This window comes from Modicisalibacter tunisiensis, from assembly GCF_020148005.1.
Lineage (GTDB): Bacteria > Pseudomonadota > Gammaproteobacteria > Pseudomonadales > Halomonadaceae > Modicisalibacter > Modicisalibacter tunisiensis.
In genome coordinates, this window is record NZ_JAGXFD010000001.1 from 1,345,464 (window position 1) to 1,365,678 (window position 20,215).

Genomic DNA, 20,215 nt, shown 5'->3' on the forward strand with positions numbered 1-20,215 from the left:
GCCGCGGCCAACTCGGCCCATGCTGCCCCGCAGGGGCATCGCGCCACCCTGGAGGACGCCGCATGACGCAGATGCAATGGGAACGCCTGCTCGAGCCGGGCCGGCTCAACGACAAGCCGCGTGGCTCGCGCGGCGAGGTCGGCCGCAGCCCGTTCCACAAGGATCACGACCGGATCGTCTTCGCCGGCTCGTTCCGGCGCCTGGGCCGCAAGACCCAGGTGCATCCGCTCACCGACAACGACCATATCCATACCCGGCTGACCCACTCGCTGGAGGTGGGCTGCGTGGGCCGCTCGCTGGGCATGATCGTCGGCGAGCAGCTGCGCGAGCGGCTGCCGGCGTGGATCACCCCGGCCGACCTGGGGGTGATCGTCCAGGCGGCCTGCCTGGGCCACGACATCGGCAACCCGCCGTTCGGCCATGCCGGCGAGTACGCCATCCGCGACTGGTTCAAGCGCGCCGAGAGCGACGGCAGCGGGCTGCTCGAGGGGCTCACCGACACCCAGCGCGCCGACCTGCTGACCTACGAGGGCAATGCCCAGGGCTTTCGCATCGTCACCCAGATCGAATACAACCAGTTCCGGGGCGGCATGCGCCTGACCGCGGCGACGCTGGGTACCCTGCTCAAGTACCCGTGGACGGTGGAGCACGGCGGCCGCACCGGCAAGTTCGGGGCCTATCAGTCCGAGCGCGAGCCGCTGGCCGAGGTGGCCGAGACCCTGGGGCTGCGGCGTCGGGCCGAGTGGGCCTGGTGCCGGCATCCGCTGGCCTATCTGGTCGAGGCGGCGGACGACATCTGCTACGCGCTGCTGGATCTCGAGGACGGTCTGGAGATGGGCATCCTGCGCTTCGACGAGGTGGCGGGCATCCTGATCCAGATCGCCGGCGGCGAGCCCGCCGAGTACGCCGCGCTGGGCGGAGGCGTGTCGCAGCGCCGCCGTATCGCGGCGTTGCGCGGGGCGGCCATGGAGCGTGCCGTGAACGACGTCGGCGAGGTGTTCGTCCAGCACGAGACGGCGCTTCTCAACGGCGCGCTCACCGAGGACCTGCTCGAGCTCTGTCACCCCGACCTCGACTGGGGCGTCAAGGCGGCCAAGCAGCTCGCCCGGGAGCGCATCTTCCAGAACGAGCGCAAGGCCAAGCTGGAGATCGGCGCCCACACCACCCTCGGCATCCTGCTCGAGGCGTTCATCGGCGCGGCCCACGAGCTGCACCATCAGGGCCGCTCGACCTTCAAGCACCAGCGCGTGCTGGCGCTGATCGGCGAGAACACGCCGCGGCCGACCTGGCCGCTCTACGCCAGCTACCGACGCATGCTCGACTTCATCGGCGGCATGACCGACCACTACGCGGTCGAGCTGGCTCAGGAGATGGGCGGGCGTCTCAAGGGCGAGTAGTCCCGGCGACGGCGTGGTCTGTCAGGCGCCGTGTTGGACCTGTGGGCTACACAAGGGTTTATGCTGGGGCGGAGCCATGAGACATCACAGGGAGGCGATATGCTCGAGGAACTCGTCGCGTCCTGGGCCGGCATGGTCTGGGAGATCTTCTGGGGCCTGGCGCTGGGCTTTCTGCTTTCGGGGGTGATCCGTGCCTGGATTCCCGCCGAGCTGGTGGGCGACAAGCTGGGCCGGGCCACGCCGCGCTCGCTGTCGCTGGCCACGGGGGTGGGGGCACTGTCGTCGAGCTGTTCCTACGCGGCGGCCAGCATGGCGCGCACGCTGATCATGAAGGGCGCCGCCTGGGCCAACGCCATGGCCTTCATGGTCGCCAGCACCAATCTGGTGTTCGAGATCCTGATCGTGCTGTTCTCGCTGCTGGGCCTGGCTTTCGTGCTCGGCGAGCTGGTCGGCGGGCTGATCTTCATCGTGGTGATGGCGGTGCTGGTGCGGCTGCTGGTGCCCGACGCGGTGATCGCCGCCGCGCGCGAGAACGCCGGCCATGATGCCGACGGTGGCGGGCACGAGCACCATCACGATCATGGCGACCACGACCACGACCACGACCACGACCACGGCAGTCATTCCGGCCACGGCGAGAGCGCCTTCCTGCGCAAGCTGCGTACCGCCGCCGCGCATTTCCACATGGACGTGACGATGGTCGGCAAGGACATCCTGATCGGCGTGACGGTGGCGGCGATCCTCTCGATACTCGTGCCCAACGAGGTGTGGCGCTCGGTATTCCTCACCGAGGGCGACAACCCCGGCTTCGGGGTGCTGCTGTGGAACGCCGTGGCCGGCAGCATCATCGCCGTGCTGGCCTTCGTCTGCTCGGTGGGCAACATCGTGCTGGCCGCGGTGCTGTGGAAGGGCGGCATCTCCTTCGGCGGGGTGATCGCCTTCATCCTCTCCGACCTGATCACCCTGCCGATGCTCTCGGTCTACCGGCGCTACTATGGCTGGAAGGCCGCCGGCTGGATGGCGCTGGTGTTCTTCCTGGGGGCGATCGTGACCGCGCTGTGCCTGGACTACGGCTTCGCCCTCCTGGGCTGGCTGCCCGAGGGCGAGCGTCAGGTCAGCCTGGGCCGCGACGTCTTCGGCTGGAACTACGTGACGCTGCTCAACGTGGTGCTGCTGCCCGTGGCACTGGCGGCGTTCTTCTGGGGCCGCCGCCAGGGCGGCGGGCATTGCCACTGAACGCCCGGGGCCGGTGGACGGCCCGGCTCGGCCTGCTGCTGGCCGGGCTGCTGGCCATCGGCGTGGCCGGGGCGCAGCCTGACGCTCCGCCTTCGGCGTCTGCCGACGCGTTCGATCACTACACCCTGGCGCTGACCTGGCATCCGGGGTTCTGCGCGAGCCGGCGTTCGCCGCCCCGGGAGTGCCGCGAGCCACGCCTGCGCGAGGCCGCCGGCGAGGGCTTCGTGCTGCACGGGCTGTGGCCGTCGCGTCCGGAGCGGGTCGCCGAGGCCGGCGTGAGCCGCCGGCAGTGGCGGGCCGAGGGCTGCTTCGGCGAGTCGCCACGGCCCGACGGCGGCTTCTGTCGGGCGCATGCGCCCTTCGAGCTGCCCGCGTCGCTTGCCGCGCGGCTCGACCGGGCGATGCCGGGGCGGGCGAGCTGTCTCGATCGCCACGAATACGCCAAGCACGCCGCCTGCCTGGCGATCGCCCCGACCGACTACTTCGCCACGGCACTCGAGTTGCTGGCGGCGGTCAACGCCAGCGCCTTCGCCGACTTCGTGGTGATCCACCAGGGCGGTGTCGTGGCGCGCAATGACCTGATCGCGGCCTTCGAGGCGGCCTTCGGCGAGGGAAGGGGCCGGGCGTTGCAGCTGGTCTGCGCCGGTCGCGGCAACCGGCGGCTGACCGAGGTGCGCATCGGCATCCGGGCGGCGGCACTGGACGGTTTCCCCGCGGCGGGCAGCCTGGTGGCGTTGCGCCGGGGACGCTGTGCGTCGCGGGTACGGGTGACGGCGGTCCGGGACTGATCAGATCGAGGGGGTCTCGCGGCGGCGGTCGTCGAGCAGGGCGCCACGCCGGCGCAGGGCCTGGGCGACGCGGTCATGGGTGGCCGGGTCGAGCGGCCCCAGCGGCGTGTCGATCAGCCGCCGGGTCAGGTTCTCGCCGTTGACCACATCCAGCCCCGGCGGCGCCTTTTCGAGATCGATGCGCCAGCCCGGCAGCACCAGCACGCCGCGTACCGGGATGTCGGCGTTGCACTCTCGCGCCAGCCAGTGGCGCATCCATTCCGCCGCCTGGCGTGTCTTGCGCAGCGGCTGACGCTCGCTCCACCCGGGGAAGCGCAGGCGCTGGCTCTCCACCGCCACATCGCACTGGGGCTGGCCGCTGGCGTCCAGCGGAAAGGTGCGGGCCCGGGTCTCGATGACGAAGACGCCGTGGGGCGTCAGCGCCACATGATCGATGGTGAAGGTGTCGCTGGGGATGTCGTGGAAGACGAAGTAGGGGTGATCCTCCGGGCGAATCAGGCGCTCCAGCTCCTGGCCCACCGCCAGCTCGCAGGCCAGGCCCAGCTTGAGGCGGCGGATGCGCTGGAAGTCGCGGATCAGCAGCAGGCAGAACAGCAGGACCAGGGCCGAGCAGATCAGGCCGTAGACGGCCCACTCCAGCCAGATCGAGGCGTCGGTGACGATCATCCGCCCCATGCCGTAGGTCAGCGGGGCGAGAATCACGATCGGCCCCAGTGCCCCGTTGAGGAACAGCCCGGTGAAGGCGTGGTCGAGGCGATCGCGCAGCGCCTGGCCCGGTTCGCGCAGGGGATGGGCATCGATCGGCGAGCGGATGCGCGCGTCGTGCAGGTTGCGCAGGGCCAGGACGATGGCCGCGGTGGCGCCCAGCGGCGCGAGGAAGATCAACGGAATCAGGTATTCCAGCCAGGGCATCTCAGCCATCCTTGCCACCCGGAAAGACGAGGGCCCATTCTAGCCAAGCCCGGCGTGGCCGACCATGCGCCGCTAGGCGGAACGTGCGGTTCCGCTGTAGGCCACCACCCGGTTGCGCCCCTGCACCCGGGCGCTGTCCAGCGCCAGCTCGGCCTGCTGCATCCATTCGCCCGGCCGGTTCAGGGTGGTGTGGCATTCGGCCAGGCCGATGCTGAGCGTGCAGGGCAGCAGGCTCTCGCCCTGGGCCTCGGGCTTGAGGAAGGCCTCGCGCAGCCCGTCGAGCTGCGTGAGCGCCCGGTCCAGGGGCGTCTCGTCCAGCAGCAGGCCGAAGGTCGTGGCGCCGTGGCGGGCCAGCAGGGCCTCCTCGCCCAGCGTCTCCTGCAGGAAGCGCGCCGTGCGACGCAGGACCTGGTCGCCCATGGCGTGACCGAAGGTGTCGTTGATGCGCTGGAAGTGGTCGATCTCCAGCAGCGCCAGGCACAGGGGGGGCCGGCCGGTATCGAAATGGCTCTCGATCACCCGCTCCCAGTGGGCACGGTTGTAGAGGCCGGTGAGGGCGTCGGTGCGCCGCTGGCGGGTTTCGCGGCGCTTCTGCTCGACCAGCTGACAGGCCTGACGGTAGCTGCGCCAGCCGATCATCAACGGATAGAGCAGCAGCAGCGGCAGGGCGCCCAGCAGGGCGAGCGGCGTGGGCAGCAGCTGCCAGTCGAGTGTCGGCCAGATCAGGGCGCCCACGCCGCCGCCGGCCAGCCAGGCCAGGGAGCCGGCGGCCAGCAGGCGGGGGCCGCCGACGGCGAGGGTGCCGAGGTTGTAGAGCGCGATCAGCACCGCGCCGGGGATCGGCGCGAAGTCGACGGCGGCGACCCAGAAGCCGGTCAGCAGGCCGTCGATCAGCAGGCAGTGACGTTCGGTGCGATGCGGATCGCGCACCCGGGTGGCCAGGTAGCGGGCCAGATGCGGCCAGCCCAGGCCGTTGAGTGCCAGCAGCATCCACCACGGCCACGCCGGCGGCACCGCCCGCCAGGCGGCGGCCACGGCGAGCATGCCCAGCGCCAGGCCGACGATCCGGGCCGGGTAGAGGCGTCGGGCAAGCGCCTGACGGGGGTGGCGGGAGGACGCGGTGATGGGGAGCATCGGTGACATCCGTTCGCGGCGCTGGTACTTGCCATCAGTGTGTGAGACGTTTTTACCTTGACGCAAAAACTCGCGACTCGCCAGTCGCCACTCGTCGTATGCCCTTGCCCGATCATGCTTTCGCGGCCCCTGAGGTCGCCTCTCCTGCACCGGCCGCGCCACTGGCCGCCCTGCGCGCCTTCATCGAGCGCCATCCCCGGCTGATGGTGCTGACCGGGGCGGGGGTGAGCACCGGCTGCGGCATTCCCGATTACCGTGATGCCAGCGGTGCCTGGAAACGTTCGCCGCCGGTTCGTCACCAGGCGTTCATGGCCAGCCCGGCGACCCGTCAGCGCTACTGGGCGCGCAGCCTGATCGGCTTTCGTGCCATCCAGCAGGCGCGCCCGGGGCCGGCGCACCGGGCGCTGGCCGCGCTCGAGGCGCGCGGTCGGGTCACCGCGCTGGTCACCCAGAACGTCGACGGGCTGCACCAGCGCGCCGGATCACGGCGGGTCATCGATCTGCACGGCCGGGCCGAGATCGTGCGCTGCATGGGATGCGGTGCGCAGCGCATGCGCCACGACCTGCATGCCGAGCTGGCCGGGGCGAACCCGCACTGGCTGTCGCTGGAGGCGAAGGTGGGGCCGGACGGCGACGCCGACCTGGACGGGCTCGACTTCTCGACCTTCCGGGGGCCGGCCTGCCCGCGCTGCGGCGACGGCATCTGGAAGCCCGACGTGGTGTTCTTCGGCGACAGCGTGCCCCGCGCGCGGGTCGCGGCGGCCTTCGCCGCCCTCGAGGCCGCCGATGCGCTGCTCGTGGTCGGCTCCTCGCTGATGGTCCAGTCGGGCTACCGCTTCGCGCGCCAGGCCGCCCGGGCCGGCCAGCCGATCGCCTGCATCAACCGCGGCCGGACCCGCGCCGATGATCTCTACGCCCTGAAGGTCGATGCCCCGGTGGACGCTACCCTGACCGATCTGTTGGCGCCGGGGTGACGCGGCTCCCTTTGGGGGCGGCCGTCAATGCAAGGCGCCCGTGCCGATGGCACGGGCGCGTATCCTGATTCCGCGGTAAACGTCTCAGCGGCTCGGCGGGGCCATGAACTCCGGTCCCACCGGATCGGTAATATGGGTCTCGAGGATACGATCGATCTCGGTCAGGTCGTCCCGGCTCAGTTTCCAGCCGTCGATGGCATCGAGCGGGTCCATCTGATCGGGGCGCCGTCCGCCCCACAGGGCGATGCCGTTGGCGTGGCTGTCGAGCAGCCAGCGCACGGCGAGCTCGAGCACGCGCTTGCCGTGCCGCTCGCGGGCCAGCTCGTCGAGTGCGGCGACCGCCGCCAGATACTGATCGAAGCGCGGCTGCTGGAACTTGGGATCGGACTGGCGCAGGTCGTCGCCCTGAAAGCGCGACTCGCGGGACATCTTGCCGCTCAGCAGGCCGCGACACAGCGCGCCATAGGTGAGCATGGCCAGGTTCTCGCGCTCGGCGTAGGGGATGATGTCGCGCTCGGCCTCGCGCTCGAAGAGGTTGAGCGGCGGCTGAACGGTGTGCAGTGGCGCGACCTCGCGAAATGCCCGGCACTGTTCGGGCGAGAAGTTGCTGACGCCGATGGCGCGGATCTTGCCGGCCTGATGGAGCCGCTGCAGGGCGCCGGCGGTCTCCTCCATGGGCGTCTTCGGGTCCGGCCAGTGCACCTGATAGATATCGAGGGTGTCGGTGCGCAGTCGGCGCAGCGAGTCCTCGACCTCCTGCTCGATGCGACGCGCCGTGGCGTTGCGCACCACCCCGTCGATGCCGTCGCCCCATTCCAGCGCCACCTTGGTGGCGAGCACCACGTCGTTGCGTCGTCCGCCGTCGGCGAGTGCCTTGCCGACGACTTCCTCGGCATGACCGAAGCCATAGGCCGGGGCGGTATCGATCAGCGTGACGCCCTTGTCGAGCGCGGCATGAATGGTGCGGATCGCCTGGTCATCGTCGGTGCCGCCCCATTGCTTGCCGCCCATCGCCCAGGTGCCGAGGCCGATGCGCGTCGGAGTCAGGTCGGTGCCGGGAATGCGGAGGGTTTCCATGCGTGTCTCCCTGTGACGGTGTCCCTGAATGCCCTCAGGCTGGGTCGCGAGGCCGGGTTTGGCAAGTACCGAGTCGGCCTCGTGACATCAGGGCCGGGAGACGGGGGCCACCGGCACCTCGATACGCCCCGGAGAGGCCGCATCGCCGGTGAGCACGGGAACCGGTTTGGGCGAGGTGTAGAGCAGCCGTCCGTCGGCGCGGATCGACGCGCTCAGCACGTAGCGCCGCCCGCCCTCGATGGCGTTGTCGTCGTAGCGCAGCACCACCGGAATCGGCCCGCCGCCGAGCCGCGTGTAGGTGGCCTCGGCCACTGTGGCCGCCTTGGCGCCGGCCTCGCGCAGGGTAACCGTGAGTTCGGCATTGCGCGGCAGCGCCAGGGGCTGGTCGCTGACGATGCGGGCCTCGAGGTTGGCGAAGCGCGGTGTCAGGGCGCAGGCGGTCAAGGCGAGCAGCACGGCGCCGGTGGCGAGAAGGCGGCACAGCGAGCCGGACGAGCGGGGCATGGGCATCTCCGAAGGCGGTGGAAACGGCAGTGCGGGGGCGTGGCGGCGCTCAGCCGCCGGCCAGCTTGACGGTATAGCCCCGCGACTCGAGCTCGGCCTTGAGGCTCTGGCGATGATCGCCCTGGATCTCGATCACCCCGTCCTTGACCGCGCCGCCGGTGCCGCAGCGCTTCTTGAGCGCCTTGGCCAGGGCCTTGAGCTCGTCGTGTACCAGCGGCACACCGCTCACGGTGGTCACGCCCTTGCCCTTGCGCCCGCTGATCTCGCGGCGGAGGCGCACGACGCCGTCGAGGGTGGCGAGGCGCGCGGCCTCGGCGTCATCGGCACAGCGGCACTCGGCGATGGGCTGGCGGCAGTCGGGACAGGTCTCGCCATGCTCGGTGGAGTAGACGAGACCGCGCAGCTGGTCCTGAAGGGAGGCCATGCGGCGGCTCCTGTTGGCGGCGATGGATGAGTCTCGATGATAGCGCATCCCGCGCCGACGCGGCGATCGCCGCGCCGGCAAGGCATGCAGCGCCCTACCGGGCCAGGGCCGCCGGCGGCTCGAGGTGCGCGGCCAGGCCGGCGAGCAGGCCAGGGAGCTCGCGCATGTCGTGCATGGCGATCGCTCCCGGCGGGGTGACTTCGGTGTCCGGGAAGCGGTTGATGTGGATGACGTGCATCCCGGCGCTCAGGCCGGCGGCGACCCCCACGGCGGCATCGTCGATGACCACGCACCGCGATGGCGCGTGGCCCATGCCGAGGGCGGCGTGACGGAACAGGCCCGGGTCGGGCTTCCAGCAGTTCAGGGTATAGCCGCTGTAGAGCCGATCGCCGAAGTGCGGGCGCAGCCGGGTGCTGTCGAGAGCGTTGCGGATCTTGTGTTCGGGGCCGTTGGAGGCCACGCAGCGCGGATGATGCGCCAGTCGCTCGAGGGTCTCGCGGACGTGGGGGATGGGCTGGAGCTCACTGGCCATGCGTCGCGCCAGCGTGGCGCGCATCTCGGCCTCCGTGGCGGCGCGGACGCCGGGGTCGAGGGTGCCGTGGCGGCGTTCCAGCTCGGCGACGATGGTCATGAAGCGGACGCCGCGGAACTCCTCCATGTATTGCCGGGCAACGAAGGGAAGGCCGGCACGGTTGAGTGCGTCGGCCATCACTTCCGCGAGGAGCGGTTCGCTGTCCACCAGGGTGCCATCGCAGTCAAACAGCAGACAGAAGGGTTGGTGCATGGGTCGTGTCTCTTGCGGCCAGCCCTGGCGTGGGGCTCTTGTCTCCATTTATCGGCAGGGACGGCACGCGGTTGAGCATGATGTTGCGGACTTAAAGAACGCTGTTTCTTAATACTCTAGCTCATCGTGGCGAATTTGTCGCCCGGCGGGCCGCCGACGCCCCGTCGGAGGGCGCGATGCCGTCGCGCGTGGTCTCGTCCGGCGTGTCGCCCGGGTGCAGGACGACCCGGTTGCGGCCCTGGCGCTTGGCGGTATAGGCCGTGAGATCGGCGTCGTGGATCAGGCGGTCGATGTCCACGGCGCGGTCTTCCGTCGGCAGACAGCTGGCGACACCGATGCTGGCGGTCAGAGGCAGCGGCGGGACTGCCGCGTCGGGCAGCCGCAGTGGCGTGGCGGCGATCGTCGCGCGGATCCGCTCGGCGACATCGACTGCCTGCGCGGGCGAGGTCGCCGGCAGCAGGAGCACGAATTCCTCGCCACCGTAGCGGGCGAGCAGGTCGCCGGGGCGGCGACACTGCTGCAGCCGTGCGGCCACCTTGGCGATGGCCCGGTCGCCGGCGCGATGCCCGAAGGTGTCGTTGATCCGCTTGAAATGGTCGATGTCGATGAACAGCAGGCTCGCCGGCTGCTTGTGGCGGTGATGACGCCTCAGGCTGCGCAGGCCTTCATGGAGGAAATGACGTCGGTTGGCCAGGCCGGTGAGGCTGTCGGTGACGGCCTGGTGTTCCATGCGGCAGCGGTAGCGATACAGGCGCCAGTAGAGGGACTCGACGAAGCCGCGCAACGCCAGCACGGGGGGCAGGCTGACCAGCATGTAGGCCAGGTAGACCCGGCGATCGAAGTCGTCGTAGCCGCCCAGCCAGGCGACCAGTAGGGGGAACAGGGTGATCGCCGAGAGCACCAGGGTCGACAGGCGCAGCGACTGGCCGAGCAGCAGGAAGGGCATGAAGATGAAGAAGTACAGGAAGCCGCCCATGCCGTAGGCCCGGCCGTGCTCGAACAGGCTGAGAACGTCCAGGAAGCTGGCCTCGACGAACAGCGGCACCGCCAGGGTGGCGGTGCGCGACCATCGGCTGTGAATGCCGTGGCGCGTGGCCAGTGCCCAGGCCAGCACCGCCCCGGCCTCCGCCACCCGGTGGCCGATGGCGTCACCGGCGTGGTCGGCGTCGAGGGCGAAGTCCCAGCTGATGTTGCACAGCACGAAAAGGGCGGTCAGGCACAGCGAGCCGACCGTGAAGCGCGTGTAGTCGCGTGCCTTGGCCCGGCGGTAGTCGACGTCGCCCTGGGCATGCCAGAGCGCCGCCAGGCGGCGAGTGTAGTCGCCGAGGCGTGCGGTATCGGCCGACAGCCCGCAAGAGCGCATGATCGGTTCCCTGCTGTGGGCCCATGTGAGAAGTCTCCGGGGGCGTTATTGTCGTGGCCACGGCAATGCGTCGCGCTGTCGAGTATAGCCCAGGTTATACAGAGCGGACCTCGGCCGAAAGGATGAGGTCAGTCGTGCCGAGCGTGCCAGGCGGCCTCGTTGACCAGACTGATCGGTCGCTCGCCACGCAGCGCCCGGGCGATGTTGTCGACCGCCCGCTGGGCCATGGCGTCGCGGGTCTCGACGGTCGCCGAGCCAATGTGCGGCAGCGCGACCACGTTGGCCATCCGCGGCAGCGGCGAATCGGCCGGCAGCGGCTCCTGCGCGAAGACGTCCAGGCCCGCGGCGCGAATCTCGCCGGCCTCGAGGGCGGCGATCAGTGCCGGCTCGTCGACCACCTTGCCGCGGGCGATGTTGACGAAGATCGCGCTCGGCTTCATGCGCGCGAACTGCGCGGCGCCGAACAGGTGGGTGGTCTCGGCGGTCAGCGGCACGGTGACGCAGACGAAGTCGGCCTCGGCGAGCAGTTCGTCGAGCTCGCGGCGCCGGGCGCCGAGTTCGCGTTCCAGCTCGGGCTTGGGCGAGGCGTTGGAGTAGAGCACCGGCATGCCGAAGCCCAGGGCGCCGCGACGCGCCACGGCGGCGCCGATGCGTCCCAGGCCGACCATGCCCAGGGTCTTGCCATGCACGTCGCTGCCGAACTGCGCCTCGCCGATACTCGCCTGCCAGTCGCCGCGCCTGACGAAGTCGGCCAGCTCCACGACCCGTCGGGCGGTGGCCATGATCAGCGCGAAGCCGGTGTCGGCGGTGGTCTCGGTGAGCACGTCCGGGGTGTTGCACAGCAGGATGTCGCGACGGGTCAGCTCGTCGATCGGGTAGTTGTCGACGCCCACCGAGATGCTGGCGATGGCTTCCAGGTGCGGGGCGTCGTCGAGCAGCGCCGGGGTGATCGGCAGGCCGGCGCCGACCAGCCCGTGGGCCTCGCGCAGCGCCTCGCGGAAGGCCGGGTCGTCGGGCGAGTCGAGCTCGGGGAAGTAGTCGACGCGGAAGTGCTCGCTGAGCTGTTCCAGGTGGTGCTGCTTGAGACGGCGAAAGGCGGTGATGCGTTTCTTCATGATGGCTCCGGGTATGGGGTCGGGAGGGGCATTCACGCCGGTGTCGGCAGTGTGGCCGCCGGGCGGCGCCCCGGCATGCCCTTCAGGGTATCGCATGTTCCGTGTCTGCCGCGCCCGCCCTGTTGCCGGTGGCCGATGGCCTGTCGCCTGCCGGGCAGGCGACAGGCGGGTCTCAGGCCTCGACGTCGATGTTATGCCCCAGGGCCCCCTGGGGACGCGGGCTGCGCTGAACACCGTCGTCCTGGTCGCCGTCGTTGTCGGGCCTGGCGGCCGGCTGGGGCTGGGATGCCGCCTGAGCCTGAGCCGCCTGCTGGAGGAGCGCGTGATTGGCTGCGTTGATATTCATGAGACTTGTCCTGTGTTGCGTCGTGAATGTTGGCGTTGCCGCCGCCCCTGAGCGTGCTCGTCTTGTCTTAACGCAACATTAGACGTCGTGAATGGGGACGCCGCCGCCGCGGGGGCGGATCGCCGAGGCGCCCTCAGTCCAGCGGCGGCAGATCGGCCTCGAGCTCGGTGAGTCGCGCGCGATGGGGCAGGCCTTCCATGTCGCCGCGGACCTGCACCGCCCGGGCGCCGATCAGGTTGCCGCGGCGTACTGCGGTGCGCGGGGAGAGGCCGTCGAGCAGGGCGCTGACCACCCCCACCGCGAAGCCGTCGCCGGCGCCTACGGTGTCGATGACCTCGGCGACCGGGAAGCCCTCGATGGTGAAGTGCTGTGTGGCATCGCGATAGTAGCCGCCTTCCGGCCCCAGCTTGATGATCACCGCCCGGGCGCCGCGATCGAGATAGAAACCGGCGATGTCGTGGGCGGAGTCCAGCCCGGTCAGCCGCCGCCCCTCGGCGAGGCCGGGCAGCACCCAGTCGGCGCGACTCGCCAGATCGTTGAGCGTATCGCGCATCTCGGCGTCGCTGCCCCACAGGCCGGGTCGCAGGTTGGGGTCGAACGAGATACCGACGCCGGCGGTGCGGGCCCGCTCGAGCATGTGGAAGGCCAGCTCGCGGGCCGAGGCCGACAGGGCCGGCGGGATGCCGGTGGCATGCAGGTGGCGGGCGGCGGCGAAGTCCACCGCCTGCGCGTCCGCGGGCGAGAAAAAGCTGGCGGCGCTGCCGCGGCGCACGTACTCGACATGCGGATCGGAACCGTCGTCGACGCGTGCCTTGAACACCAGGCCGGTGGCATGATCCGGATCGCGCGTCAGGTGGCGGCAGTCCAGCCCCTCGGCCTCCAGGGTACGGCGAATATAGGTGCCGAAGCTGTCGTCGCCGACCCGGCTCAGCCAGCCGACATGGAAGCCCAGCCGCGCCAGGCCGATCGCGACGTTGGTGTCGGCGCCGGCGATGCCGCGCCGGAAGCGCGCCACCTCGGCCAGGTCGCCGGGCGTCTCGGCGACGAACAGCGTCATCGCCTCGCCGAAGGTGAGAATCTCGGGAGGGGTGGGGCGGGAAGTCATCATGGGTCCTCGGCGGCCGGCTGCGCTGTGTACGACCCACCGGCACGATCGGGGCCCGCTGCTGGTTCGGGCCACGGGGCGAGGGGCTGGCGTGGAGAAGCGGCGGCACGATGGCGGCGGTCGTGTGAAAACGCTAAGCGTTCCCATCGTAGGTGGCGAGGCGCGAAGGCAACAATCCAGCGCCGGTTAGACATTCGTCGCATGTCGGCCCCGGCCCGGTCGGCGCGAAGCCCGGCATGCAGCGGTTTCCTGGCGATCGTCGGCAAGGCCGGTACCGCGGCTCGTTTGACGCCGGTCAACGGCTGACGAATAATTGCTTAGCCTTCTCAGCTTATGCCTGCTTCAATTGTGACCGGCACGTAACACGGCGGGTCGGCCGGCCGGGCTGAAGGCTGGCGGTGTTCCCTGTCGTGAACATCGTCTCCCACCGCTGTCAGCCATCAAGGACACGTCATGAACGCAATCTGGATCGCCGTTTTCGGCGTCGTGTGTTTCGTGATGGGCTTTCGATTCTATTCGAAGTTCATCGCCGAACGCATCTATCGCCTCGACCCCGACTTCCAGACGCCCGCGCACACCTATCGCGACGGCGTCGACTACGTGCCCACCAACAAGTGGATCCTCTGGGGCCACCACTTCACCTCGGTGGCCGGGGCCGCGCCGATCGTCGGCCCCGCCATCGCCATCTACTGGGGCTGGCTGCCGGCCATCCTCTGGGTGGTACTGGGCACGGTCTTCGCCGCCGGCGTGCACGACTTCGGCGCCATCGTGCTGTCGAGCCGCCACAAGGGCCACTCGATCGGCACCCTGGCCAACCGGCTCATCGGTCAGCGGGCCAAGCTGCTGTTCCTGTTCATCATTCTGATTCTGGTGCTGATGATCAACGCGGTCTTCGCGTGGGTCATCGCCAAGCTGTTCATCACCTTCCCGTCGAGCGTGCTCTCGGTGTTCATCCAGATCCCGCTGGCGGTGTGGATCGGCTATCGCGTCTATCGGCATTCGGGCTCGATGCTGCTGCCCTCGGTGGTGGCGCTGGTGGTCATGTACGGGGCGGCGCTGCTGGCCAGCGAGGTTCCCGCCCTGCAGATCGACCTGGTGAGCTGGTTCGGCGGCGCGGATGCGTCGGTCGTCGGCGGCTTCGACGGCACCTCGATGGCCTTCCTGGTGTGGATCGTGGTGCTGATGGTCTACGTCTACGTCGCCTCCACGCTGCCGGTCTGGAAGCTGCTGCAGCCGCGTGACTACATCAACTCCCACCAGCTGGTCGTCGGCCTGGCGCTGCTCTACCTGGGCCTGCTGTTCGGGGCGCCGGACATGACCGCGCCGGCGGTCAACGGCGAGGCCGACATCGCCTGGTACCCGCTGCTGTTCATCACCATCGCCTGCGGGGCGATCTCCGGGTTCCACGGGCTGGTCGGCTCGGGGACCACCTCCAAGCAGCTCGACAAGGAAACCGACGCCCGGCTGATCGGCTACGGCGGCGCGCTCGGCGAGGGCATGCTGGCGATGGTGGCGATCATCGCCGTGGGCACGCTGTTTGCCAGCGGCGCCGACTTCACCGCCACCTATTCCAGCTTCTCGGCGGCCGGCTCCAGCGGCCTGGGCTCGTTCGTCAAGGGTGCCGGCCAGCTGGCGGCCAACCTGGGCATTCCCACCCAGATGGGCTCGACGCTGGTGGCGGTGATCGTGGTCAGCTTCGCGGCCACCACCCTGGACACCGCGGTGCGCCTGATGCGCTACATCATCGCCGAGCTGGGCACCGAGTACGGCATGCCGGTACTGGCCCGCAAGCACGTGGCGACCAGCATCGCCGTGGTCTCCAGCGCGGCGCTGGTGATCCTGCCGGAAGGCCCCAACGGCTTCGGCTCCGGCGGCTACCTGCTGTGGCCGCTGTTCGGTACCAGCAACCAGCTGCTGGCGGGCATCACCCTGATGCTGGTGTCGGTATGGCTCAAGCGCCAGGGGCGGCCGGTGGTCTTCACCCTGGCACCGATGCTGTTCCTGCTGGTCATGACCCTGTGGGCCATGGGGCAGCAGGTGATCTTCACCTGGTCCGGCTTCGGGGACGCTCCGCGCAACCTGCTGCTGTTCAGCTTCGGCAGCCTGATCCTGGTCTTCACGCTGTGGATCCTGCTGGAGGCGTCGCGCAGCTTCCGTCAGGGGGCCGGCGAACGTCTGGATGCGTTGAGCGATGAGTCGCGCTGATCGTGACGGCGACGCGCCCGCCGGCTGGCGGGCGCGGATCGGCCGGGTCATCCAGGGCTACGATGCGGTGCTGAGCCTGCCGCATCGTCAGGAGATCGCGCGCGAGCTGCAGGACGAGGAGGACCTGTTCATGTTGCTGTGCTTCTGCGACATGATGGGCATTCCCAACCCCGTCAGCGACATGACGCTCGAGCTCTACCCCTACATGCTCGAGCGGTTCCACGAGTGGCACCGGCGCCAGGGCATCCCGCGCTCGCCGCTGGACAGCTTCCGCTGCTGCTAGCCATTCGCCACCCGACGAGGAGTCCGACATGGCCAGAAGCCTGTTCTTCGGCGGCAAGGGCGGCGTCGGCAAGACCAGCTGCGCCACCGCCTATGCGCTGAACTGCGCGGCCGCGGGGCAGAAGACCCTGCTGGTGTCCACCGACCCCGCCCACAACCTGGCCGATCTGTTCGGCCGGGCGCCGGGGGCCACCCCGACCCGCATGCGCCCCGACCTCGACGTGGTCGAGCTCGATCCCGACCGCGAGACACAGCGCTATCTCGATCAGGTCAAGGACACGATCCGGCCGCTGGTCAGCGGCGAGCGCAGCACCACGGTGTTCCGTCAGCTGGATCTGGCGCGTCACGCGCCGGGCACCGAGGAGGCGGCACTGTTCGACGCCCTGGTGGGGCTGTTGCTCGAGACCGGCCGGGACTACGACCGGCTGATCTTCGATACCGCCCCCGGGGGGCACACCGTGCGCCTGCTGGCGCTGCCCGAGATCATGGGCGCCTGGGTCGACGGCCTGATGCAGCGCCGGCGCAAGGTGCGCAGCGACTACAAGGCGTGGCTGGGTGATGGCGAGGTGGTCGACGACCCGATCCAGGAGGCCTTGATGCGCCGTCGCGGCCGTCTGGCCGCGGCCCGCGAGCACCTGACCTGCGGCGCGCATTCGGCGGTGGTGCTGGTCGCCAACCCCGAGCGCCTGCCGACCCTGGAGACGGCGCGCACCCGCGAGCTGCTCGAGGCCCATGGCCTGCACGTCGGCGCGCTGGTGGTCAACAAGTGCCTGCCGGAAGACGTCGACAGCACCTGGCTGACCAACTGGCGCGACGAACAGCGGCCGTGGCGCGAGCAGCTCGCCGCCACCTTCGCCGACCGGCCGGTGCTCGAGATCAGCCATCAGCCGCATGCGCCGGCGTCCTGTGACGACCTGCAACCGCTGAGCGATGCCCTGCGGGGGCTCGACCCCTGGCAGGCCCACGACTGAGCGAGTGCCCGCGTCCGTGAAACAGCGAGGCCCCGCCATCCGGCGGGGCCTCGCTGTTTTCGGGGCAGGGCGCCGTCATGGCGCGGTATGGCCTTCGTTCAGGCGTCGGCCACGTACACCGTGCGCACGTTGAGGAACTCGCCGAAGCCGTACTCGCTCTGCTCGCGACCGTAGCCGCTGCGCTTGACGCCGCCGAAGGGCAGCTCGTCGAAGGGCGTGGTGGGGCGGTTGACGAAGCTCATGCCCACGTCGAGGCGACGGGCCACCGCCTCGGCGCGCTCGAGGTCCTGGCCGACCACGGTGCCGCCCAGGCCATAGGGGCTGTGGTTGGCCAGTTCGATGGCGTGCTCGACGTTGTCGGCGGTGATCACCGCGGCGACCGGGCCGAACAGCTCCTCGTCGAAGGCCGGGTTGCCCGGGGCGACGTTGGTCAGCACGGTGGGCGCGTACCAGGCGCCGGGGCGCTCGAGAACCTGGCCGCCTGTCTCGATCTGGGCGCCGTGCTGCACCGCGCGCTTGACCTGATCGTGGAGGTCGTCGCGCAGGTCCTTGCGCGACATCGGGCCGATGTCGGTGTCCTCGTCGAGCGGGTTGCCGATGCGCAGCTTCTGGACCTGGTCGACGAGGCGCTCGGTGAAGCGCTCGACCATCGACTCGACCACGATCAGGCGCTTGGAGGCCGCGCAGCTCTGGCCGGTGTTGTCGAAGCGCCCGTTGATGGCAATCTCCACGGCCTTGTCGACATCGGCGTCGTCGAGCACGATCAGCGGGTCGATGCCGCCGAGCTCGAGCACGCTGGGCTTGATCAGCTCACCAGCCTGCCTGGCCACGGCGCGGCCGGCTTCCTCGCTGCCGGTCAGCGTGACCCCGCAGACGATCGGGTCGCGCAGGATGCCCTCGATCGCGCTGGAGGAGACCGGCAGCCAGGTGAAGGTGCCTTCCTCGAAGCCGGCATCGTGGAACAGCTGGGTGATCAGCTTGGCGCTGCCGGGGACGTTGGAGGCGTGCTTGAGCAGGCAGGCGTTGCCGCCGGCGAGGTTGGGCGCGGCGAAGCGCACCACCTGATAGAGCGGGTAGTTCCAGGGCATGATGCCGAGCACCGCGCCCATCGGGTCGCGGACCACCTCGGCCTTTTGCGCGCCGGGCACCTGCTTGGGCTTGGGGGCCATGAATTCCTCGGCATGATCGGCGTAGAAGCGCACGATCGCCGCCGAGATTTTCGTCTCGGCGATCACGCCGGAGAACTTCTTGCCCATCTCCCGGCAGATCACCTCGCCGATGTCGGCCTGGCGCTGCTCGATCAGGTCGGCGACGGCATGGAGCTTCCTGGCGCGCTCGGCGACCGTCAGCCGGCGCAGTTCGTCGTAGCCGCGGCGCGTGGCGTCCAGCTTGTCGCGGACGCCCTGTTCGTCGAGCATCTCGTGCTGCCCGATGACCTCATCGGTGGCCGGGTTGACGGCGGTGAGGGTATTGCGGCTCATCACGTTCTCCTTGGTGACGTGCGTGAATGCATCCTTTCTCGCGTCCTCAGTGTAGACAGTGGCGACGGGCCCGATAGCCTTCAAGGGCGTGGCAGGCGGGAGCGGTTTCGGGCAAAGTCCGTACACGGGCCCGGCGATCCGGGCGAGGCGACGTATCACAGGGAGGCGTGATGACGAGACGATTCGGCGGGCGGCGGTTGGGCGACCTTCTGCTGGGCCTCGGATTGCTGGTGCTGAGCGGGCTGGTGAGCGGTGGCGCGCTGGCGGCGACGGGCGGTGATGACTGCGATCGGCTGGTGCGCCCCGGGGAAAGCCTGCAGGACGCGATCGACGGGCTGCCCGACAACGGTGCGCCGCAGACCGTGTGCCTGGCGGCGGGGGACTTCCGCCTGTCGGACATGGTCACGCTCGAGCGCGACCATGTGACCCTGCGCGGCCAGGGCGCACAGGCCACCCGGCTGGGCCTGGCGGAGGGCGTGGTCAGCCCGGTGCTGGTGCTCGGCGAGGCGCGTCGCCAGGTGCCGGGCAAGCCGATCCACGACGTCACGGTCAGCGACCTGGCGATTCGCGGCAGCGGTGCCGGCGGTCCGGAGTTCCGCGAGGATCTGTCCTATCTCAGCAACAGTGCGCTGATCGTGCGGCGCGGCGATGGCGTGACCCTGCGTCGGCTGGACATCCGCGACTGCCGCAGCGCCTGCCTGCTGACCGAGTACCACAGCCGTGACGTGACCATCGAGGACAATCACCTGGCCGGGGCCCAGTGGGACGGCCTGTCGCTCAATCGGGCGGGGGCCACGCGGGTCGTCGGCAACACCATCGAGCACAACGTCGCCGCGGGCATTACCGTCGAATACCTGCGCGATGGCGAGGTCATCGACAACCGGCTCCTCGACAACGGTTCCCACGGGATCTACCTGGCGGATGCCGAACACAATGTGTTCCGTGACAACCTGTTCCGCGGCAATCGCCAGGCCGGGGTGTTCCTGACCTGCTCGATTCGTCACCGCAACCCGGTGGAGTGCTGGGAGGACAGCTTCAGCCGCGACAACGTCTTCCGCAACAACCGCTTCGTCGACAACGGCCACGGCTTCCAGGTCTCGCTGGACGATGCCGCCAACTGCCGCGGCTTCGACACCCCGCCCAATCTCTCGCAGGGCGATACCTTCCACAACAGCCCCAACGACGAGCCGTCGTGGGAGCGCTATGGGCACTGCATTCGCTACGATGGCAGCCGGGAGGCCGCGCCGGATGGGTGAGGGAGGCCCTCGGACGCGTCAGGAGCGCCGCGGCGGGCGCGCCGTCAGGCGCCGGGAGTTGGCCATGGTGCGTCGGTGCAGCGGGTGCAGGATCCGCTGGCTGGATTCCCACCAGCAGGGCAGGCGGCCAGTGCAGGCATCCACCCAGGTCTCGTGCCAGACGGCGGCCAGCTCGACCCCGGCCTCCCACTTCTCGGTCACCATGCGCTGGTTCTCGTCCAGCAACGGCAGGCTGGTCGGTGGCTGGGTCAGCCACAGCTGCTGGCGCAGGGCGATCGTGGCCAGGGCGCTGGCCCAGGTTTCGGCGGCCATGACACCCGCTCGCCAGGGAGCAAGCGAGGGCGCGCGGTCGATCGGGAACAGGGGGGCTGGCATGAACGAGTACCTGGTTGGCGGGTGGCCTTTATGGCCGATGATACCGCAATGGCCGGCTGCTGGCTGGGGGCATCGCGCAGACTCGGCTAGGCTGGAGGCGGAAACGGCCGCTGCAGTGCGCGGTCGTCGCCCACTGTCACGGAAGGAGTGAGCGTCATGAGAGAGAGCACCCTGTGGTCGCTGATCAGCGCGGGAACGGCGATCGCCGCCGGTATCGCGGTACGCAACGGGACCCGCAAGGTCTACGAACGGAAGGTCGGCAAGGCGCCGCTCGACCCCTACGAGCGCGACGTGCGCTGGCGTGACGCCCTGGTGTGGGGAGCCGCATCCGGCATCCTGGTGGGGGTGGCGCGGGTGGCGGGGCGTCGGCTGGGCAGCGAGGCGCTGCATCGGGCGCAGCGTCGCCGGCGCTCGCGGTCGCTGCCGCGACGCCCGCTGGACGGCACGGCGGGGCCCCTCGGTGGCCGGGGCGGTCGGGACTGACGG

21 protein-coding genes are annotated in these 20,215 nt (G+C 70.0%); 9 read left to right on the top strand and 12 right to left on the bottom strand.

From position 1 onward, the window contains the following. Positions 1 to 62: 62 nt before the first annotated feature. From KGQ91_RS06245 to KGQ91_RS06255, 3 genes are all read left to right on the top strand, one after another. Positions 63 to 1,397 (top strand): deoxyguanosinetriphosphate triphosphohydrolase, encoded by a 1,335-nt coding sequence (locus tag KGQ91_RS06245; RefSeq protein WP_224420556.1) that lies wholly within the window; start codon positions 63 to 65, stop codon positions 1,395 to 1,397. A gap of 99 nt (positions 1,398 to 1,496) precedes the next feature. Then, positions 1,497 to 2,633, top strand: coding sequence for a permease (locus KGQ91_RS06250; RefSeq protein WP_224420557.1), 1,137 nt, complete (start codon positions 1,497 to 1,499; stop codon positions 2,631 to 2,633). Next, the gene (locus KGQ91_RS06255) at positions 2,624 to 3,421 is read left to right on the top strand and encodes a ribonuclease T2 family protein (RefSeq protein ID WP_224420558.1); all 798 of its coding nucleotides are present in this window, start codon (positions 2,624 to 2,626) and stop codon (positions 3,419 to 3,421) included. Before KGQ91_RS06250 ends, KGQ91_RS06255 begins: the two co-directional genes overlap by 10 nt. Here the strand turns inward: KGQ91_RS06255 and KGQ91_RS06260 are convergent, their stop codons facing one another. Together KGQ91_RS06260 and KGQ91_RS06265 are read right to left on the bottom strand one after the other, a co-directional pair. Then, positions 3,422 to 4,333, bottom strand: coding sequence for a nuclease-related domain-containing protein (locus tag KGQ91_RS06260; protein ID WP_224421386.1), 912 nt, complete (start codon positions 4,331 to 4,333; stop codon positions 3,422 to 3,424). 72 nt (positions 4,334 to 4,405) lie between these two features. Continuing rightward, positions 4,406 to 5,467 (bottom strand): diguanylate cyclase, encoded by a 1,062-nt coding sequence (locus tag KGQ91_RS06265; RefSeq protein WP_224420559.1) that lies wholly within the window; start codon positions 5,465 to 5,467, stop codon positions 4,406 to 4,408. Between the two features lie 104 nt (positions 5,468 to 5,571). Between KGQ91_RS06265 and KGQ91_RS06270 the strand changes: the two genes are divergently transcribed. After that, positions 5,572 to 6,441 (top strand): NAD-dependent protein deacetylase, encoded by an 870-nt coding sequence (locus KGQ91_RS06270; RefSeq protein WP_377172665.1) that lies wholly within the window; start codon positions 5,572 to 5,574, stop codon positions 6,439 to 6,441. An 84-nt stretch (positions 6,442 to 6,525) separates the two neighbouring features. Here the strand turns inward: KGQ91_RS06270 and KGQ91_RS06275 are convergent, their stop codons facing one another. From KGQ91_RS06275 to KGQ91_RS06310, 8 genes are all read right to left on the bottom strand, one after another. Beyond that, positions 6,526 to 7,518, bottom strand: coding sequence for an aldo/keto reductase (locus KGQ91_RS06275; RefSeq protein WP_224420560.1), 993 nt, complete (start codon positions 7,516 to 7,518; stop codon positions 6,526 to 6,528). Between the two features lie 87 nt (positions 7,519 to 7,605). Beyond that, the gene (locus KGQ91_RS06280) at positions 7,606 to 8,022 is read right to left on the bottom strand and encodes a YbaY family lipoprotein (protein ID WP_224420561.1); all 417 of its coding nucleotides are present in this window, start codon (positions 8,020 to 8,022) and stop codon (positions 7,606 to 7,608) included. 49 nt (positions 8,023 to 8,071) lie between these two features. Next, positions 8,072 to 8,446, bottom strand: a complete 375-nt coding sequence (locus tag KGQ91_RS06285; protein ID WP_224420562.1) for a translation initiation factor Sui1 — start codon at positions 8,444 to 8,446, stop codon at positions 8,072 to 8,074. A 94-nt stretch (positions 8,447 to 8,540) separates the two neighbouring features. Beyond that, positions 8,541 to 9,230 carry an HAD-IA family hydrolase gene (locus KGQ91_RS06290; protein ID WP_224420563.1) on the bottom strand — a complete coding sequence of 230 codons (690 nt, stop codon included), beginning with the start codon at positions 9,228 to 9,230 and terminating at the stop codon, positions 8,541 to 8,543. A 121-nt stretch (positions 9,231 to 9,351) separates the two neighbouring features. Next, positions 9,352 to 10,593, bottom strand: a complete 1,242-nt coding sequence (locus KGQ91_RS06295; RefSeq protein ID WP_224420564.1) for a GGDEF domain-containing protein — start codon at positions 10,591 to 10,593, stop codon at positions 9,352 to 9,354. A gap of 128 nt (positions 10,594 to 10,721) precedes the next feature. Then, positions 10,722 to 11,708 (bottom strand): 2-hydroxyacid dehydrogenase, encoded by a 987-nt coding sequence (locus tag KGQ91_RS06300; protein WP_224420565.1) that lies wholly within the window; start codon positions 11,706 to 11,708, stop codon positions 10,722 to 10,724. A 172-nt stretch (positions 11,709 to 11,880) separates the two neighbouring features. Then, positions 11,881 to 12,054: a hypothetical protein gene (locus KGQ91_RS06305; RefSeq protein ID WP_224420566.1), complete on the bottom strand. Its 174-nt coding sequence runs from the start codon at positions 12,052 to 12,054 to the stop codon at positions 11,881 to 11,883. A 133-nt stretch (positions 12,055 to 12,187) separates the two neighbouring features. After that, positions 12,188 to 13,162, bottom strand: a complete 975-nt coding sequence (locus KGQ91_RS06310; RefSeq protein WP_377172661.1) for a sugar kinase — start codon at positions 13,160 to 13,162, stop codon at positions 12,188 to 12,190. Between the two features lie 450 nt (positions 13,163 to 13,612). Between KGQ91_RS06310 and KGQ91_RS06315 the strand changes: the two genes are divergently transcribed. From KGQ91_RS06315 to KGQ91_RS06325, 3 genes are read left to right on the top strand one after another with little or no spacing between them, the layout of a single operon-like run. Further along, positions 13,613 to 15,364: a carbon starvation CstA family protein gene (locus KGQ91_RS06315; protein ID WP_224420567.1), complete on the top strand. Its 1,752-nt coding sequence runs from the start codon at positions 13,613 to 13,615 to the stop codon at positions 15,362 to 15,364. Beyond that, positions 15,351 to 15,647 carry a cory-CC-star protein gene (locus KGQ91_RS06320; protein ID WP_224420568.1) on the top strand — a complete coding sequence of 99 codons (297 nt, stop codon included), beginning with the start codon at positions 15,351 to 15,353 and terminating at the stop codon, positions 15,645 to 15,647. The genes KGQ91_RS06315 and KGQ91_RS06320 overlap by 14 nt, the downstream gene beginning before the upstream one ends. Positions 15,648 to 15,675: 28 nt before the next feature. Next, complete coding sequence (locus KGQ91_RS06325) at positions 15,676 to 16,617, top strand: ArsA family ATPase (RefSeq protein WP_224420569.1); 942 nt, start codon at positions 15,676 to 15,678, stop codon at positions 16,615 to 16,617. Between the two features lie 98 nt (positions 16,618 to 16,715). Here the strand turns inward: KGQ91_RS06325 and KGQ91_RS06330 are convergent, their stop codons facing one another. After that, on the bottom strand, positions 16,716 to 18,098 hold the full coding sequence (locus tag KGQ91_RS06330; RefSeq protein ID WP_224420570.1) for an NAD-dependent succinate-semialdehyde dehydrogenase: 1,383 nt from the start codon (positions 18,096 to 18,098) through the stop codon (positions 16,716 to 16,718). A 170-nt stretch (positions 18,099 to 18,268) separates the two neighbouring features. On the opposite strand from KGQ91_RS06330, the gene KGQ91_RS06335 reads away from it, so the two are divergent. Continuing rightward, positions 18,269 to 19,354 (top strand): right-handed parallel beta-helix repeat-containing protein, encoded by a 1,086-nt coding sequence (locus KGQ91_RS06335; protein WP_224420571.1) that lies wholly within the window; start codon positions 18,269 to 18,271, stop codon positions 19,352 to 19,354. 18 nt (positions 19,355 to 19,372) lie between these two features. On the opposite strand, the gene KGQ91_RS06340 is transcribed toward KGQ91_RS06335, so the two are convergent. Next, positions 19,373 to 19,666 (bottom strand): hypothetical protein, encoded by a 294-nt coding sequence (locus KGQ91_RS06340; RefSeq protein WP_224420572.1) that lies wholly within the window; start codon positions 19,664 to 19,666, stop codon positions 19,373 to 19,375. A 219-nt stretch (positions 19,667 to 19,885) separates the two neighbouring features. Between KGQ91_RS06340 and KGQ91_RS06345 the strand changes: the two genes are divergently transcribed. Next, the gene (locus tag KGQ91_RS06345) at positions 19,886 to 20,212 is read left to right on the top strand and encodes a DUF4235 domain-containing protein (RefSeq protein ID WP_163648218.1); all 327 of its coding nucleotides are present in this window, start codon (positions 19,886 to 19,888) and stop codon (positions 20,210 to 20,212) included. The last annotated feature ends 3 nt before the right edge of the window (positions 20,213 to 20,215 follow it).

Coding starts and splice junctions, on each gene's coding strand:
- KGQ91_RS06245 (WP_224420556.1), top strand. CDS start 63: ATGACGCAGATGCAATGGGAACGCCTGCTCGAGCCGGGCCGGCTCAAC.
- KGQ91_RS06250 (WP_224420557.1), top strand. CDS start 1,497: ATGCTCGAGGAACTCGTCGCGTCCTGGGCCGGCATGGTCTGGGAGATC.
- KGQ91_RS06260 (WP_224421386.1), bottom strand. CDS start 4,333: ATGCCCTGGCTGGAATACCTGATTCCGTTGATCTTCCTCGCGCCGCTG.
- KGQ91_RS06265 (WP_224420559.1), bottom strand. CDS start 5,467: ATGCTCCCCATCACCGCGTCCTCCCGCCACCCCCGTCAGGCGCTTGCC.
- KGQ91_RS06275 (WP_224420560.1), bottom strand. CDS start 7,518: ATGGAAACCCTCCGCATTCCCGGCACCGACCTGACTCCGACGCGCATC.
- KGQ91_RS06280 (WP_224420561.1), bottom strand. CDS start 8,022: ATGCCCCGCTCGTCCGGCTCGCTGTGCCGCCTTCTCGCCACCGGCGCC.
- KGQ91_RS06285 (WP_224420562.1), bottom strand. CDS start 8,446: ATGGCCTCCCTTCAGGACCAGCTGCGCGGTCTCGTCTACTCCACCGAG.
- KGQ91_RS06290 (WP_224420563.1), bottom strand. CDS start 9,230: ATGCACCAACCCTTCTGTCTGCTGTTTGACTGCGATGGCACCCTGGTG.
- KGQ91_RS06295 (WP_224420564.1), bottom strand. CDS start 10,593: ATGCGCTCTTGCGGGCTGTCGGCCGATACCGCACGCCTCGGCGACTAC.
- KGQ91_RS06300 (WP_224420565.1), bottom strand. CDS start 11,708: ATGAAGAAACGCATCACCGCCTTTCGCCGTCTCAAGCAGCACCACCTG.
- KGQ91_RS06305 (WP_224420566.1), bottom strand. CDS start 12,054: ATGAATATCAACGCAGCCAATCACGCGCTCCTCCAGCAGGCGGCTCAG.
- KGQ91_RS06310 (WP_377172661.1), bottom strand. CDS start 13,162: ATGATGACTTCCCGCCCCACCCCTCCCGAGATTCTCACCTTCGGCGAG.
- KGQ91_RS06315 (WP_224420567.1), top strand. CDS start 13,613: ATGAACGCAATCTGGATCGCCGTTTTCGGCGTCGTGTGTTTCGTGATG.
- KGQ91_RS06320 (WP_224420568.1), top strand. CDS start 15,351: ATGAGTCGCGCTGATCGTGACGGCGACGCGCCCGCCGGCTGGCGGGCG.
- KGQ91_RS06325 (WP_224420569.1), top strand. CDS start 15,676: ATGGCCAGAAGCCTGTTCTTCGGCGGCAAGGGCGGCGTCGGCAAGACC.
- KGQ91_RS06330 (WP_224420570.1), bottom strand. CDS start 18,098: ATGAGCCGCAATACCCTCACCGCCGTCAACCCGGCCACCGATGAGGTC.
- KGQ91_RS06335 (WP_224420571.1), top strand. CDS start 18,269: ATGACGAGACGATTCGGCGGGCGGCGGTTGGGCGACCTTCTGCTGGGC.
- KGQ91_RS06340 (WP_224420572.1), bottom strand. CDS start 19,666: ATGGCCGCCGAAACCTGGGCCAGCGCCCTGGCCACGATCGCCCTGCGC.
- KGQ91_RS06345 (WP_163648218.1), top strand. CDS start 19,886: ATGAGAGAGAGCACCCTGTGGTCGCTGATCAGCGCGGGAACGGCGATC.